The organism is Oxalicibacterium flavum, from assembly GCF_014635065.1.
In the GTDB taxonomy this organism is placed as follows: Bacteria; Pseudomonadota; Gammaproteobacteria; order Burkholderiales; family Burkholderiaceae_D; genus Oxalicibacterium; species Oxalicibacterium flavum.
The window spans coordinates 630276-645610 of record NZ_BMCG01000003.1; the positions used below are offsets into that span (position 1 = coordinate 630276).

11 protein-coding genes and 1 riboswitch are annotated in these 15335 nt (G+C 62.3%); of the genes, 9 read left to right on the top strand and 2 right to left on the bottom strand.

What is annotated here, in order from left to right:
• The first annotated feature begins 57 nt into the window (after positions 1–57).
• The 9 genes from IEV38_RS10020 to IEV38_RS10060 all read left to right on the top strand — a co-directional run bounded on the left by IEV38_RS10020 (position 58) and on the right by IEV38_RS10060 (position 12658).
• Positions 58–1458, top strand: a complete 1401-nt coding sequence (locus IEV38_RS10020) for a sensor histidine kinase (protein ID WP_188396026.1) — start codon at positions 58–60, stop codon at positions 1456–1458.
• Positions 1455–1901 carry a response regulator gene (locus IEV38_RS10025; RefSeq protein ID WP_188396027.1) on the top strand — a complete coding sequence of 149 codons (447 nt, stop codon included), beginning with the start codon at positions 1455–1457 and terminating at the stop codon, positions 1899–1901. Before IEV38_RS10020 ends, IEV38_RS10025 begins: the two co-directional genes overlap by 4 nt.
• 20 nt (positions 1902–1921) lie before the next feature.
• A complete protein-coding gene (locus IEV38_RS10030) occupies positions 1922–4372 on the top strand; it encodes an EAL domain-containing protein (RefSeq protein ID WP_188396028.1) in 2451 nt (816 codons plus the stop codon).
• 84 nt (positions 4373–4456) lie between these two features.
• On the top strand, positions 4457–5446 hold the full coding sequence (locus IEV38_RS10035) for an SDR family oxidoreductase (RefSeq protein ID WP_188396029.1): 990 nt from the start codon (positions 4457–4459) through the stop codon (positions 5444–5446).
• 182 nt (positions 5447–5628) lie between these two features.
• A complete protein-coding gene (locus tag IEV38_RS10040) occupies positions 5629–6261 on the top strand; it encodes a formyltransferase family protein (RefSeq protein ID WP_229728969.1) in 633 nt (210 codons plus the stop codon).
• A 389-nt stretch (positions 6262–6650) separates the two neighbouring features.
• Positions 6651–7427, top strand: coding sequence for a ferredoxin--NADP reductase (locus tag IEV38_RS10045; protein WP_188396030.1), 777 nt, complete (start codon positions 6651–6653; stop codon positions 7425–7427).
• Positions 7428–7704: 277 nt separating this feature from the next.
• On the top strand, positions 7705–9252 hold the full coding sequence (locus IEV38_RS10050; RefSeq protein WP_188396031.1) for an efflux RND transporter periplasmic adaptor subunit: 1548 nt from the start codon (positions 7705–7707) through the stop codon (positions 9250–9252).
• Positions 9252–11234 (top strand): MacB family efflux pump subunit, encoded by a 1983-nt coding sequence (locus tag IEV38_RS10055; protein WP_229728970.1) that lies wholly within the window; start codon positions 9252–9254, stop codon positions 11232–11234. Before IEV38_RS10050 ends, IEV38_RS10055 begins: the two co-directional genes overlap by 1 nt.
• A gap of 5 nt (positions 11235–11239) precedes the next feature.
• Positions 11240–12658 (top strand): efflux transporter outer membrane subunit, encoded by a 1419-nt coding sequence (locus IEV38_RS10060; protein ID WP_188396032.1) that lies wholly within the window; start codon positions 11240–11242, stop codon positions 12656–12658.
• 47 nt (positions 12659–12705) lie between these two features.
• On the opposite strand, the gene IEV38_RS10065 is transcribed toward IEV38_RS10060, so the two are convergent.
• Positions 12706–14016 carry a purine-cytosine permease family protein gene (locus IEV38_RS10065; protein WP_188396139.1) on the bottom strand — a complete coding sequence of 437 codons (1311 nt, stop codon included), beginning with the start codon at positions 14014–14016 and terminating at the stop codon, positions 12706–12708.
• 49 nt (positions 14017–14065) lie between these two features.
• Positions 14066–14164, bottom strand: a riboswitch (TPP riboswitch).
• A gap of 315 nt (positions 14165–14479) precedes the next feature.
• A complete protein-coding gene (locus tag IEV38_RS10070; protein WP_188396033.1) occupies positions 14480–15295 on the bottom strand; it encodes a phosphate/phosphite/phosphonate ABC transporter substrate-binding protein in 816 nt (271 codons plus the stop codon).
• Positions 15296–15335 lie beyond the last annotated feature (40 nt).

The following is a 15335-nucleotide window of genomic DNA, read 5'->3' on the forward strand; positions in this document are numbered from 1 at the left end:
TTTCCATCAATATTTCGAACCATGCCGTTCGGCATCGGCATTATCGGGATGCATACCATGGCCGGCAAACCTCGATGGACGCGGGTAATCAGGAGATCACTGGCGATCAAGGCCGGTCTCGCGCTGGCCCTGCTGATCCTCATCCTGCTGTCCGGCATGACGCTGATCCGCATCAATCAGTTTGCGGAAAATTCGCGCACGGTCGAGAACGCGCACGTGGTGATCGAAACCATGCATCAGATTCTGCTCGACGTGAAGGATGCGGAATCCGCCCAGCGTGGATATCTCCTGACCGGACATCAGACATTTCTTCTGGCGCATGACGCCGTGGCACAGCGCCTGGCCGGGCGGCTGTCCTTTCTGCGCGAGACGACGGCCGACAATCGATCTCTGCATGAACAGATTCCCGCCCTGGAGGACATGATCCGGCAGCGCATGCATGCGCTGCGGCTGGGCATAGAAATGCTCGATGCGCATCCTGTCATCGACAAGGCGGGAATCGTCGATCTGGTGCAGGGCAAGGGACTTTCCACCATGGGGCAGGTACATGTGCAGGTCCATCGCATGCTGGAAATCGAGGAACGCCTGTTGAAGGAGCGCGCGGCGCTGGTCAAGGACAATGCGCGCTCGACCGGCAGATGGGTTTTCTTCGGCAACCTGTTTGCAGTCGGTTTCCTGTGTTACGCGATCTGGCTCATCCTGCGCGAAGGAGAGCAGCGCAAACGGGCGCAGCGCGAGACGCAGCGATATACGGCGCAATTGGAATTGACGAACAAGGAGCTGGAAAGCTTCAGCTACTCGGTGTCGCATGATCTGCGTTCGCCGCTGCGCGCAATCGATGGCTATTCGCGCATCCTGCAGGAGGACTTCGAAGACAGGCTGGATGACGAGGGCAGACGCATCCTGAAAGTGGTGCGCGACAGCAGCCGCAAGATGGGCATGCTGATCGACGATCTGCTGACCTTCTCCCGCCTGGGGCGCAAGCCGGTCGAACTGCGTGAGATCGACATGAACGCGCTGGTCGACGAGGTCTGGCATGAGGTATGCGCCCATGCAGAGCGCGCGCCTTCGTTCCACAGGGAAGAGTTGCCTCCGTGTCGCGGGGACCGCGCATTGCTGCGTCAGGTGCTGGCCAATCTGCTCGCCAATGCCGTCAAGTACAGCAGCACGACGCAGCAGGCACGGGTCGAGGTACGCGCGCGCGAGGAAGAGGAAGAGATCATCTATGCCGTGCACGACAACGGTGTCGGCTTCGACATGCGTTTCTACGACAAGCTGTTTGGCGTGTTCCAGCGTCTGCACAGCGAACAGGAGTTCCCCGGAACCGGGGTCGGGCTGGCGATCGTGAAACGGGTCGTGGTGCGGCACGGCGGACGGGTATGGGCACAAAGCTCGCCGGGACAGGAGACGATTTTCAATTTCAGCCTGCCAAGGGAAGAAGAGGAGACCACTGCATGAACGACATGCTGCCAGTGCATATCCTGCTCGTCGAGGATACGGCGACGGATGCCGAAATGACGATGCGCGCGCTCAAGCGTGTCGGACTCGTCAACAACATCACCTGGGTCCGCGACGGACAGCAGGCGCTTGATTACATCGCCCGCGAAGGAGAGTTCGCCAACCGTGTTGACGGCGATCCGACACTGATCATGCTGGATCTGAAGATGCCCAAGGTAACGGGGCTGGAAGTGCTGAGCGTCATCAAGGGCAACGAACGGACCCGCATCATTCCAGTCATCATGCTGACGTCGAGTGCGGAAGAGCCCGATATCAAGCGCTGCTACGAACTGGGCGTGAACAGTTACCTTGTCAAGCCGGTCGAGTCGGAGAAGTTCTTCGAGGAGGTTTCCAAGGTCGGTTTCTACTGGGCCATCCTGAACAGAATCCCGAGCCGGCGCTGATAACCGAGGCGGTCCATTCCATGATCAAGATACTGTTCGTCGAAGATACGCCGCACGATGCCGAACTGGCGTCGCGCGAGCTCAAGCGCAGCGGCATTCTGCACGAGTATCAGCGCGTCGATACCGAGCAGAACCTGCGCGCGGCAATGGAGCAGTTCGGTCCCGATCTGGTGCTGTCCGATTTTTCCATGCCGCATTTCGATGGCCTGTCGGCGCTCAAGGTCGTCAAGCAGGTGCAGCCCGACATTCCCTTCATATTCGTTTCCGGACGCATCGGCGAGGAAATGGCGATCGAGTCGCTCAAGCTCGGTGCCAGCGATTACGTCATCAAGACCAACCTGTCTCGTCTGGCGAGTGCGGTGGCGCGGGTACTCGAACATGTCGAGCAGCGCGACGCGCGACGGCGCGTCGAACGCGAGCTGCGGGAACTCAACCACATGTTCAGCACCTTCATGGAGAACATGCCGGGAGCCGCCTTCATACGCGACGAGCAGGGCCGTTTCGTCTATGCCAATCATGCGCTCGATACCGCGCTTGGCCTGCAGCGTGGAGAAGCGATCGGCAAGCGGCTTGACGAATTGTTTCCGCGGCAGATCGCGGATCGTCTGCAAGCGGGCGATCAGCGTGTACTGGATGCCGGAAAGGCGCTGCAGATCGTCGAACTGGTGGCCTGCGTACATGGCGAGACCCATTGGCTGTCAACCAAGTTTCCGCTGGTGGAGGGTGAAAAGAGCGTTCGCATCGGCGGCATGGCGATCGACATCACCGAGCGCATGAAAGTCGAGGAAGAACTGCTTCTTCGCAACCGCGCCATCGAGGCTTGCGTCAATCCGATCGTGATCGTCGATGTGCAGATGCCCGATATGCCGCTGATCTATGTGAACGGTGCCTTCGAAAGCATTACCGGTTATTCGCGCGAGGAGGCGATCGGCCGCAATTGCCGCTTCCTGCAGGGTGGGGATACCGAGCAGCCGGAACTCGAGAAACTGCGCGCGGCCATTCGCGAGCAAAGACCGGCATCCGTCCTGCTGAGGAATTATCACAAGGACGGCACGATGTTCCTCAACGAACTCTATATCGCACCGGTCAGCGAGGGGCAGGGGGGCGCGGTCAATCATTTCGTCGGCGTGCTGTATGACGTCACGCAGATCAAGCGCTATCAGGAGGACCTCGAGCATCAGGCCAATTACGACACGCTGACCGGGCTGGCCAATCGCAATCTGCTCAACGAGCGCGTGCAGCAGGCGTTGATTCATGCGCAGCGCTACGAGCAGATGCTGACCATCGTCTTCATCGATCTCGACAACTTCAAGCTGGTCAACGACAGCCTTGGTCATGGCGCCGGTGACGAACTGATCGCTACCGTCGGCACCCGCCTGCAGAATTGCGTGCGTGCCGGCGACACGGTGGCGCGTATCGGCGGCGACGAGTTCGTGCTGCTGCTGATCAACCAGAACATGCAGAGCGGCGTGTCGCACGTCATGCAACGCGTGCAGCACGAGATGATCAAGCCGGTCATGATTCGCGGGCAGGATATCGTCGTGACCTGCAGCATGGGCATCGCTTCCTATCCGACCGACGGCAGCGATGCCGAATCCCTGCTGGCCAATGCGGATGCCGCCATGTACCGCGCCAAGTCAAGCGGGCGCAACAACTTCCAGTTCTACGAAAAGGAGATGAACGCGCGTACCGGCCAGCGTCTTGCGCTCGAGCACGATCTGTGGGGCGCGCTGGAGAATGACGAATTCCATCTGCTGTACCAGCCGCAGATCGAGCTTGCGAGCGGGCGCATCATCGGTGTCGAGGCGCTGATCCGATGGGGGCATCCGCGGCGCGGCCTGATCTCACCACTGGATTTCATTCCGATGGCAGAGCACAACGGGCTGATCATCCCCATCGGTAACTGGGTACTGCAAACGGCCTGTCGCCAGATGTGCGAGCTGCTCGCTTCCGGCTTGCCGCCATTGCGCGTTGCGGTCAATCTGTCGGCGCGCCAGCTGGGCGAGAAGGATTTCATCTCGGTCATCCGGCGTACGCTCGACGCCACCGGCATCGATCCCAACTGTCTCGAGCTTGAGCTGACCGAGAGCATGGTGATGCACAATGTGGAAGACATCATCGGCGTGCTCAAGGCGCTCAATGCGATGAAGATCCAGCTGTCGCTCGACGATTTCGGCACCGGGTTTTCAAGTCTCGCCTATCTCAAGCGTTTTCCGATCGATCGACTCAAGATCGATCAATCCTTCATTTTCAATTGCGACAGCGATCCCGACGACGCCGTCATTTCCCAGACCATCATCGCGCTTGCGCACAATCTGAAGATCAAGGTCATCGCCGAAGGGGTCGAACGTCCCGAGCATCTTGCGTTCCTGAAACAGAACGGTTGCGACGAAGCGCAGGGATATTTCATCGGCCAGCCGCTGGCATTCGACGAATTGCGCTCCATGCTGCTTGCCGGACAGGAAGCCTGAGTTCTTTCTTTCCGGATCGGGAACATCACCGCAGCCGCTGCGTCATACGGTTTTGCCTTTGTCCATTACGAACAAGGAGACAGCATGGCGACCAGAACCGGCAAGGATGGCAGTCAGGCGACTGTGCGCAAGCAGCGCAGGTTGCAGCAGGAACAGGACGGTAAGGATGCGGCAAAGAAGCAGAGCCCGAAGAAACGCAGCGCCGTGCAAACCGGCGCCAAGGCGCAGCCGGCACCGCCGCTGTCGCGCAATCATCTGCGCAAGCCCGGTAATGAAAGCGATCTCGACCTCAAGCCGCAGTTCCTTGCCAAGGGCTATCGCGGCAGCGGCAAGCTCAAGGGCATGGCAGCGATCGTCACCGGCGGCGATTCCGGCATCGGCCGCGCGGTCGCCGTGCTGTTCGCGCGCGAGGGTGCGGATGTGGCCATCGTCTATCTGAACGAGCACGGCGATGCGCGCGAGACGCGCCGCCATGTCGAAGCCGAAGGCAGGCAATGCCTGTTGATTCCGGGTGATGTAAAGAGTGCAGCCTTCTGCGTCAAGGCGGTGAAGAAAGCCGTGAAGACCTTTGGCCGGCTCGACGTGCTGGTCAACAACGCGGCATTCCAGGAGCATGCCGATTCGCTGCCCGAGTTGAGCGAGGAGCGCTTCGACGAAACCATGAAGACCAACGTCTATGGCTATTTCCACATGGCCAAGGCGGCGCTGCCGCACATGAAGCGCGGTGCTTCCATCATCAATACCGGTTCGGTGACGGGACTCAGGGGGAGCAAGAAGCTGCTCGACTATTCGACCACCAAGGGCGCGATCCATGCCTTCACGATGGCGCTGGCCGGCAACGTCCTCGAGCAGGGCATACGCGTCAATGCGGTGGCGCCGGGACCGGTGTGGACGCCGTTGAATCCGGCCGACCGGCCGGCGGACAAGGTGGCCGAGTTCGGCGCGCAGACCGACTATCGCCGCCCGGCACAGCCGGAGGAGCTTTCTCCCGCCTATGTATTTCTGGCGTCTCCCGTGTGTTCGAGCTACATCACGGGCATCGTGCTGCCGGTCACGGGCAGCGTCGGCGAATAGCAGGGGGCAGGGCGGCATTTTGGCGCCCACCGCGTCCTGTACTACAATGCTGGGTCGTCATGCAGCCGGGCGCGTGCCTTGTGTGCGCTCGCTGGCATGGCGAGAGCCGGCCGGTGCGAGCTTCGCAGTGCGCCTGAATATCAACCGACAACAACAGCGATCGTTCGAATCGCCATCATTACGTGAACATCTATATCTGTGGACAAAAGCACTTCGGTGCAGAGGTTTTCTCGGCCCTGCTGGCGGCAGGTCACAACATGGTTGGCGTATCGTCGCCCGAACTCAGCGGTGATGGTGGCCCTGATCGTCTGAAGGCGGTGGCCGAGGCGGCCGGTGTCAAGTGGATGAAATCCGGCCTGCTCAATGAAAACACCATTCCCGACGGCGTCGATCTGATCGTCACCGCGCACTCGCACGATTTCGTACGCGAACCCACCCGCAACCGCACCACTTACGGCGCAATCGGCTATCACCCGTCGCTGCTGCCGCTGCATCGTGGCAAGGACGCCATCATCTGGACCATCCGCATGGGCGACAAGGTCGCCGGCGGCAGCGTCTATTGGCTCGACGAAGTCATGGATGGTGGCCCGATCGCGGCGCAGGAGCACGTGTTCGTGCTGCCCGGCGACACCCCGGAACTGCTCTGGAAGCGCGATCTGGCGCCGCTCGGGATTCGCCTGCTGACCGAGGTCTGCGACGACATTGCCAATGGCAAGATCGTCAAGATCGTGCAGAACGAGGATATCGCGACGGTCGAACCGTCGATCAAGAAGGCCGATGCCGCCGCCGCTGCGGCAGCCGCAACCGCGAAGTAAGCACGGCAGGAGAACGAGAAAAGCAGACCGGCGCGTCTGCTTTTTTCTTTGGGCGGCAGGGCACGGCAGTGATGGAAACCGCATGTCTGGTTATAAGGAAATAACCATTCAATCCGCAGCGTTGACCGGTTCTTCTGTATGCTGCACGGCGGCCGGTTGCCTGAAGGGAAGGCGGGCGATATAATGAGAACCGTTCTCAAATGATTCCGATTGGGTTGGCACCATCCCTTTCTGCTGCAAGTCAGACCGGTTCGACGCCTGTAGTTGCCTGATCCCCCACTGTTAAAATAGCGCTCTTGTCCGCAAGGGCTCGGTTCGCACGATTGTGCGGGCCTTGCCGCATTTGCCGAGCCGGGCGCTCGATTTCGATATTAGGATGCTTTGATTTTATGGCTGCTTTTGACACCGTTCGTATTCTGTCCGTCCACCACTGGAACGACACGCTTTTCTCCTTCACCACCACGCGCGAACCGAGCTTCCGCTTCGAAAGCGGCCATTTCGTCATGATCGGTCTGACCATCAACGACAAACCGCTGCTGCGCGCCTACAGTATTGCCAGCCCGTCGTGGGAAGAACATCTGGAATTCCTCTCGATCAAGGTGCAGGACGGCGCCCTGACCAAGCATCTGCAGAACCTCAAGGTCGGCGACGAACTGCTGGTCGGCCGCAAGCCGACCGGCACGCTGGTGATCTCCGACCTGCTGCCGGCCAAGCGTCTGTTCCTGTTCGGCAGCGGCACCGGCCTCGCGCCGTTCATGAGCATCATCCGCGATCCGGAAACCTACGAGCGCTTCGAGCAGGTGATCCTGGTGCACGGCGTGCGTCTGGTCAGCGAACTCGCCTATCGCGACTACATCGGCAAGGAACTGCTGGAGATCGAAGGCCTGGGTGAGGAAATCGCCGAGAAGCTGCTCTACTACCCGACCGTCACGCGCGAGGAATTCGCCAACAAGGGCCGCATCACCACCGCCATCTCGAGCGGCCTGATGTGCGAAACGCTGGGCATCCCGCAGATGGACCCGCTGACCGACCGCGCCATGATCTGCGGCAGCCCTGAAATGCTGAAGGACACCTCGGCCGAACTCGACAAGCTCGGCTTTGAAGTCTCGCCGGGCATTGGCCAGCCGGGCGACTACGTGATCGAACGCGCCTTCGTGGAGCGCTGATCCATCTGCCATGCGCGCATGGCGAAATGAACGACGACGCCGGAGATCATGCGATTTCCGGCGTCGTCGTTTTTGCGTCCGGTGTTTGCCGCAGCGCGGATAGACGGGCCGTCCGATTGGCTGTCCGTCTTCACAATTCTTTACCTGCGCGACGCATGGATATGCTTGCTCATGCCTTAACCTCTGGCTATCGTTGATGGCGCGCGGAAACCGCCGCATGCCGCAACAAACCTGACGTTTCACTGTCCGAACGATAACGCTGCCTTCCCGATCCATCATGTCCCAGCCAAAGAATCCATCGTCGAAACCATCGCCAGCGCGCAGCCTGCGCCAGCGGGTGCTCAACCGCTATACCCTGACCGGCGCACTGATCGTGCTGCTTGCGCTCGGCGGCTACTGGGGCTGGCAGAAGATCAATGCGAAGAAGAACGCGTTGAACCAGTACCAGGTGACCGCCATCGAGCGCGGCGACATCGAGGACCTGGTGACGGCGACCGGTACCGTGCAGCCGCTCGAATACGTCGATGTCGGTGCGCAGGTGTCGGGTCAGTTGAAGAAGCTGCACGTGGAGATCGGCTCGGTGGTCAAGGAAGGCGACCTGCTGGCCGAGATCGATCCGACCGTGTTGCGTGCGACCGTGGATGCGCGCCGCGCCGGCCTGCGCAACCAGATCGCTTCCAAGAAGAATCAGGAAGCCCAGCTGGCGCTGGCAGAAATCCAATATACGCGCCAGAAGAACCTGTTTGCCGAGGACGCGACCACGCGCGAATCGCTGCAGACGGCAGAAACCACGCTGCGTTCGGCGCGTGCGCAGATCGAAGCCATCCAGGCACAGATCGAGCAGACCGAGTCGTCTCTGCGTGCCGACGAAGCCAATCTCAACTACGCCAAGATCTATGCGCCGATGTCCGGTACCGTGGTCTCGGTAACGGCGCGCCAGGGCCAGACCCTGAACGCCAATCAGTCGGCGCCGACCATCCTGCGCGTTGCCGACCTCTCGACCATGACGGTGCAGACCCAGGTGTCGGAGGCCGAGGTCGGCAAGCTGCGCAAGGACATGGAAGTCTATTTCACCACGCTCGGCAGCCAGGGGCGCCGCTGGTACGGCAAGCTGCGCAAGCTCGAGCCGACGCCGACCGTCACCAACAATGTGGTGCTGTACAACGCGCTGTTCGACGTGCCAAACCGCAATCAGGCGCTGCTGCCGAACATGACGACACAGGTGTTCTTCATTGCCTCGTCGGCCAAGGACGCGCTGCTGGTGCCGACCGCCGCCGTGACGCTGACACGCGGCGGCAGCCGTGCTGCGGGAGCCGCTGGTACGGGTACGGTCGGCGCGTCGGCAGGCAACAACTTTGCCAACATGACGCCCGAACAGCGCCGCGCGGCCTTCGAGAAGATGTCGCCCGAGGAAAGGGCTGCCATGCGCGAACGCCGCCAGCGCGAACGGGGTGAAGGTAATGGCAGTGGTACGGAAAAGGGTGCAGCGCCGGCTGCTGCCACCGCTGCGCCGGCCGTGGACGACAAGACCGCCGGGGCAGCAAGTGAGGATGCACAACCCGACAGCAGCGGCCTGCCCGGTGCCAACCAGCAGGCGCAGAACAAGACCGGCACCGTGCGCGTGGTTGACGGCGACAACAACATCGAGACGCGTACCATCGAACTTGGCGTGACCACGCGTGTGCAGATGCAGGTATTGAGCGGCCTGAAGGAAGGCGATCGCGTCATCACCGGCTTCAAGCAGGCGCAGCAGGACAGCAGCCGTCCGTCCGGCGTGGCTGGCATGCCGCCGGGCATGGGCGGTACGCCGATGCGGAGCCGTTGATGAGCGAACAGCAAAGCATGGTGCCGATCGACGGCGGCCGTTCGGCCGACCAGCAGCCGCTGATCGAGCTGCGCGGCGTCACCAAGACTTACCGCAATGGCGGCCTCGAGGTCGAGGTGCTGCATGGCATCGACCTCAAGATTTATGAGGGCGAATTCGTCGCCATCATGGGTGCTTCCGGTTCCGGCAAATCGACGCTGATGAATATCCTCGGCTGCCTCGATCGTCCGACCAAAGGACAGTATCTGTTCATGGGACGCGACGTATCCGGCTTCAGCCGCGACGAACTGGCGCTGCTGCGGCGCGACGATTTCGGTTTCGTGTTCCAGAGCTACAACCTGATCGCTTCGGCCAGCGCGTCCGAGAACGTCGAGGTGCCCGCCATGTACGCCGGCCTGCCGCCGGCCGAACGGCACGAGCGCGCGCAGGAACTGCTGAGCGAACTGGGCCTGGCGGAGCGCTCGCATCATCGTCCCAACCAGTTGTCCGGCGGTCAGCAGCAGCGCGTATCGATCTCGCGCGCGCTGATGAACGGCGGCCGCATCATCCTCGCCGACGAACCGACCGGCGCGCTCGACAGCAAGAGCGGGCAGGACGTCATGAAGCTGCTGGCGGACCTGTCCGAGCGCGGCCATACCGTGCTGCTGATCACGCACGCCAAGGAGGTGGCCGAGCATGCGCACCGCCTGATCGAAATCCGCGACGGCAATATCCTGTCCGATCCGGGACCGGCGCCGGTGTCGCAGACGCAGCAGACCTTCAAGCGGCCGATCGTGCCGCGTGAGGGTTCGCGCATCGCCGACGTGCTGGAAGCGGCCAAGATGGCGATGCGCTCGCTGCGCGCCAACCTGTTCCGCTCGGTGCTGACGCTGCTCGGCATCGTGATCGGCGTGGCCTCCGTGATCGCGATGCTGGCGATCGGCGACGGTGCCAAGGCGATGGTGGTCGAGCGCATCAGTTCGATGGGCTCCAACCTGCTGCTGGTGCGGCCGGGCGCGCCCAACCAGCGCGGCTTCAGCAGTACCGCGACGCTGGTGGTCGACGACGTCAAGGCGATCAACGAACTGCCCAACGTGCTGGCGGCGATTCCCGAGCAGAACAGCAGCGTGACCGCGCGCTTCGGCGATGCCGATACCTCGACCAGCGTCAACGGCACCTCGGCCAAGTTCCCGCTGGCGCGCCAGTGGCAGCCGGCGCTTGGCACCTTCTTCAGCGAGGAGGACGAGGACAGCTACGCGGCGGTCGCGGTGCTGGGCAGGACGACCGCCAATGCGCTGTTCGGCCAGCAGAATCCGATCGGCCAGTTCATCCTCATCAACAACCTGCTGTTTCAGGTGGTTGGCGTGATGTCCGACAAGGGCGCCTCGCCGATGGGTTCGGACCAGGACGACATCATCTTCGTGCCGTACTCGACCAGCAGTCTGCGTCTGTCGGGCCAGCGCTACCTGCGCAACGTGACAGTGGCGGTGGAAGACACGGCGCACATCGACGAGACGCAGGATGCGGTCGATAAGCTGCTGCTCGAGCGCCACGGCACGGTCGACTACCAGATCCGCAACATGGCGTCGCTGATGGAAGCGATGGAGCAGACGCAGAACACGCTGACCATTCTGCTCGGCTCGATCGCGGCGATTTCGCTGCTGGTCGGCGGCATCGGCGTCATGAACATCATGCTGGTGTCGGTCACCGAACGCACGCGCGAGATCGGCATCCGCATGGCGACCGGTGCGCGCGAGCGCAACATCATGCAGCAGTTCCTGATCGAGGCGATGGTGGTGTCGGCCATCGGCGGCGCCATCGGCGTGATCATCGGGCTGGCGACAGCCGGTGTGATCGGCGCCTTCGGTACGCCGATCAAGTATTCGCTGATGCCGGTGCTGCTGGCGTTTGGCTGCGCCTTCATGACAGGTCTCGTATTCGGCTATCTGCCGGCGAAGAAGGCCGCACAGCTCGACCCGGTGGTTGCGCTGGCGGCGGAGTAAACAACATGAACATGCAAAAAATTTTTCGTCCGACCCGCCTTGCGCTGGCATTGGCGACGGTGCTTGCCCTGTCTGCCTGCGCCGGTCACATCGAGGCCACACGTCCCGACGTCGCGCTACCGCAAACCTGGATGGAAGCCTCATCCGGCAACGCCGCGCTGCAGCGTGACTGGTGGCGCGGCTTCCAGTCGGAAGAACTGAGCGCGCTGATCGAGGATGCGCAGGCCACCAATCCCACATTGCTGATTGCGGCGGAGCGCGTCACGCAGGCCGAGATCACCGCGCGCAGTGCCGGCGCCTCGCTGTTCCCGCTGTTGACCGTCAGCGCCGATACCGGCACCGGCCGCGTCAAGTCGGGCACCGCCACCGTCGGCGGCTGGGCCAAGAGCGAATCGTCGGGCGCCTCGCTGCAGGTCAATTACGAAGTCGACGTCTGGGGCCGCGTGGCGGCCACCGCGGCCAGTGCCAATGCCTCGCTCGATGCCACCCGCTTTGATCTGGAAACGGCGCGCACCACGCTGACCACCGGCGTTGCCAATGCCTACTTCCAGACGCTGGCGCTGCGCACTAGGCTGAAGATCGCCGAGCAGAACCTGGCGATTGCGGAGAAGCTGTTCGCCATCGTCGAGGCGCGCTACCGCTATGGTTCGGCTTCCGCGCTCGACGTCAGCCGCCAGCGCAGCACGGTGCTGGCCCAGCGCGCCACCATCCTGCCGCTGCAGACGCAGGAACGGCAGACGGTGACCGCGCTCGCGATCCTGCTCGGACGGCCGCCGCAGTCGCTGCAGGTCGCGGCGCAGGGAATCGAAGGACTGGCAGTGCCCGAGGTGGCGCCGAACCTGCCATCGACGCTCATCACGCGGCGCCCCGACATTGCGAGCGCCGAAGCCACCCTGTACGCGGCCGATGCCAACGTGGCGGCGGCACGCGCGGCCCTGCTGCCGACGATTTCCCTGAGCGGCGCGGCCGGCGCATCGAGCTCGGCGCTGCTCAATCTCGGCAGCCCGACCTACAGCATCGGTATCGCCGCTTCCATCGTGCAGACGCTGTTCGACGGCAACCGCCTGCGGCTGCAGGTCGAAAGCAGCGAGTCGTCGCGGCGGCAACTGGTCGAAAGCTACCGCAGCACGATCTACACGGCCTTGAAGGAAGTCGAGGATGCGCTCGGCAATACCACGCGCAATCGCGAGCAGGAACGTTCGCAGACTGAAATCCGCGCCGAGGCGCAGCGTGCGTTGCGCCTGTCGGAACTGCGCTACCGCGAGGGCGCCGACGACCTCAACAGCCTGCTCGACGCGCAGCGCACGCTGTTCTCTGCCGAGGATTCGCTGGCGCAGCAGCGGCTGTCGCGATTGACCGGCACCACCGATCTGTTCAAGGCGCTCGGTGGCGGATGGGAACGACCGCCGGCCAGCGCCGAATGAAAAAAGCCGATGCAACTGCATCGGCTTTTTTTATCGTCTCCGGCGGATCAGGCCGCCTGTAATGTCGGCGTGCGCGTGACGCGATACAGCGTGCCCAGGATCAGCGTGATCAGCAGCGCCGGGATTGCCGAGCCGACCTGCGGCCAGATCGCAGGGCAGGCATGGAAGGCGACGATGCCGACGATCCAGATCGCCACCGGCACCGGATTGACGCGACGGCTGGTGGCCGCGCCCTGCAGCGCCAGCTGCGACACCACCACGCCGAACAGCGGCACGAACACCGAGCTCAGCATCAGCAGGAAGGGTTCGATGCCATGCATCGGCAGGAACAGCGCGCAGCCGGTCGCCAGCGTCGCCAGCGCGATGCCCCAGAAGCGGATCGAGCGTCTGCCGTGCAGAAAGTTGAGCGCCACCGAACCCGAATAGATGTCGCCGTAGGCATTGTCCATCTCGTCGATCAGGATCAGGCCGAGCGCGATCAGGCCGCCCTGCGCCAGCAGCAGCGCCGCCATCAGGTCGGCGCCGACGTCGGTGGTGCTGACCACCAGCACGCCGAGCGCGTGGCACCAGATATTGGCGATCGCAAAACCGAGCCAGGTGCCGCGGAAGGTCGATGCGCCGGCCTTGCCGTAGCGTGCGAAGTCTGCCACCAGCGGCAGCCACGACACCGGCATCGCCATCACGAGATCGATGCCGGCCAGCGTGCTCATGGAGCCGTCGCCGGCGCGGTTCCAGATCGCATCCCAGCCCTGCGCCTGTGCCTTGGCGCCGAACTGCCAGGTCAGCCATATCAGCGACAGGATCACCAGCGGCAGGCCGAAGCGGCCGACGAACCAGCGCACCAGTCCGATCATGGAACCTGTCGCGAGGCCGATCAGCAGCAGCCCCCAGAACAGCGCCGCCACGTACGGCAGCCAGACCGCGTCGATGCCGGTGATGTCCTTGACCAGCGCGGTGGTGCCGTCGCGCATGACGACCAGTTCGAAGGCGCTCCAGCCGATCAATTGCACCACGTTGAGTACTACCGGCAGCCGTGCGAACGAGGTGCCGAGCGTCTGGCACATCAGGACCGGGCTCGACAGGCCGCGCTGGTAGCCGATGTAGGCGACCAGCGCCAGCAGCGCCGCGCCGAGCACGGAGCCGACCACGATGGCGAACAGCGCGGTCTGCGTGCCGAGCGCGGTGCCGAGAAAGGCGCCGATCTGGATCACCAGCAGGCCGACGCCAAGGCTGAACCAGAGCGCGGCATGGTCGCGGAACGAGAACACGCGGTCGTTGGCTGGAATTGGAATGAACTGCGGACTGAACTGGGAAGGGTGTGCGGAACTGGCTGCCGGGGCAGCTTCTGGTAGGGCCATCATCGACTTTCAATGCATGGCAGGTCAGCTGCTTCGGCGCCATGACGGTGGCGGGGACGACGTGCTTTCCTGCGCGAGGATTATCTCAATCAGGTTCAACGGGTATCTCTCACCCGCGCAGATGTGCGCAGGACCCCGAGCGAATACGACAGGGCGCTACTTTGAGGGAAAACCGGAAGATAGGCAAGCACAGGACGCACCGGAACGGAGGGACAGCAATACCGGGCGCAGAAAAAAGAAAAGGAAGAGAAAGGTCGGACCGCAGTTGAAACTGTGAAGAGCGCGGCCCGACCGAAAAGATAATACTGTATGAAAACACAGCATAGCAGGACCGCGCCCGAAAGTCACGGATGCAAAAGGCAGTGTTGGATTTTCGTCTGGATCAACTGACAAGAATGCCCGACGGCACCAGTCGTAAAAAAGCCGCACGGTGGTGCGGCTTGATCAAGGTGGCTTGTCCGGGTTACAAGCCGAGACGCTTCGTGGCTTCCTGCATCACGTTGTCGTTCCACGGGAGGAAGCCGCTCATGCCGATTTTCTGCAGGATGGCCTTGCCGGATTCGGTTTCGGAGAGTTCCAGCAGAGTTTTGCGTACTTTTTCGCGGTCGGCATCGCTCAGTTTGCGCGAGGCGATGAATTGCTTGATCGGCACTGGCTTGGTTTCGCCGAGGATGCGTCCGCCTTTTTCGGTCCAGGCCTTGGCCACGGCGGCGGAACCGGTCACGCCGGCATCAACGAAGCCGTTGTCGATCATGAACGGCACGGCATCCTGGTAGCGGGTGGCGGTAAAGCTCTTTTCCGGCTGCTGGAAATTCAGTTCGCGCAGGTTGGCGGTAAACATCACGGTGGTGATTGATTCCAGCGAGGGCACGCCGATCTTCTTGCCGCGCAAGTCCTGCAGCGACTTCAGCGGCGAATTGGCCGGCACCATCACGCGCGCGCGGTAGTCTGTAAACCCCTTGGCCGTCACCAGGCCTTCGTAGCCATCCTTCTTGACGGCCTGCAGGCCGATATGCGCCGGATGGATGAAGGCGAGATCGTACTTGCCTTCGGCCAGCCCCTTTTCGAGCGCGGCGTATTTGTCCACCGCCTGCAGCTTGACGTTCTGCTTCAATTCCTTGGACAGCAGTTGCAGCAAAGGCTTGTAGCGTTCGCTGGCAGGGCCGCCTTCCTGATATGTCACGCCTTCGTTGACTGCTACCAGGATCATTTCCTGTGCCGACGCCGCTCCCGCGCCGATTGTCAGCATCAATGCCGCTGCCAAGGATCTGAATTTCATGGGTATCGCTCCGTTTATATAAATATTGTTCTGCGGTAAT

What these genes read in the sequence shown, in the direction of transcription:
- IEV38_RS10020 (WP_188396026.1), top strand. Translation starts at nt 58, where the DNA reads ATGGCCGGCAAACCTCGATGGACGCGGGTAATCAGGAGATCACTGGCG.
- IEV38_RS10025 (WP_188396027.1), top strand. Translation starts at nt 1,455, where the DNA reads ATGAACGACATGCTGCCAGTGCATATCCTGCTCGTCGAGGATACGGCG.
- IEV38_RS10030 (WP_188396028.1), top strand. Translation starts at nt 1,922, where the DNA reads ATGATCAAGATACTGTTCGTCGAAGATACGCCGCACGATGCCGAACTG.
- IEV38_RS10035 (WP_188396029.1), top strand. Translation starts at nt 4,457, where the DNA reads ATGGCGACCAGAACCGGCAAGGATGGCAGTCAGGCGACTGTGCGCAAG.
- IEV38_RS10045 (WP_188396030.1), top strand. Translation starts at nt 6,651, where the DNA reads ATGGCTGCTTTTGACACCGTTCGTATTCTGTCCGTCCACCACTGGAAC.
- IEV38_RS10050 (WP_188396031.1), top strand. Translation starts at nt 7,705, where the DNA reads ATGTCCCAGCCAAAGAATCCATCGTCGAAACCATCGCCAGCGCGCAGC.
- IEV38_RS10055 (WP_229728970.1), top strand. Translation starts at nt 9,252, where the DNA reads ATGAGCGAACAGCAAAGCATGGTGCCGATCGACGGCGGCCGTTCGGCC.
- IEV38_RS10060 (WP_188396032.1), top strand. Translation starts at nt 11,240, where the DNA reads ATGAACATGCAAAAAATTTTTCGTCCGACCCGCCTTGCGCTGGCATTG.
- IEV38_RS10065 (WP_188396139.1), bottom strand. Translation starts at nt 14,016, where the DNA reads ATGGCCCTACCAGAAGCTGCCCCGGCAGCCAGTTCCGCACACCCTTCC.
- IEV38_RS10070 (WP_188396033.1), bottom strand. Translation starts at nt 15,295, where the DNA reads ATGAAATTCAGATCCTTGGCAGCGGCATTGATGCTGACAATCGGCGCG.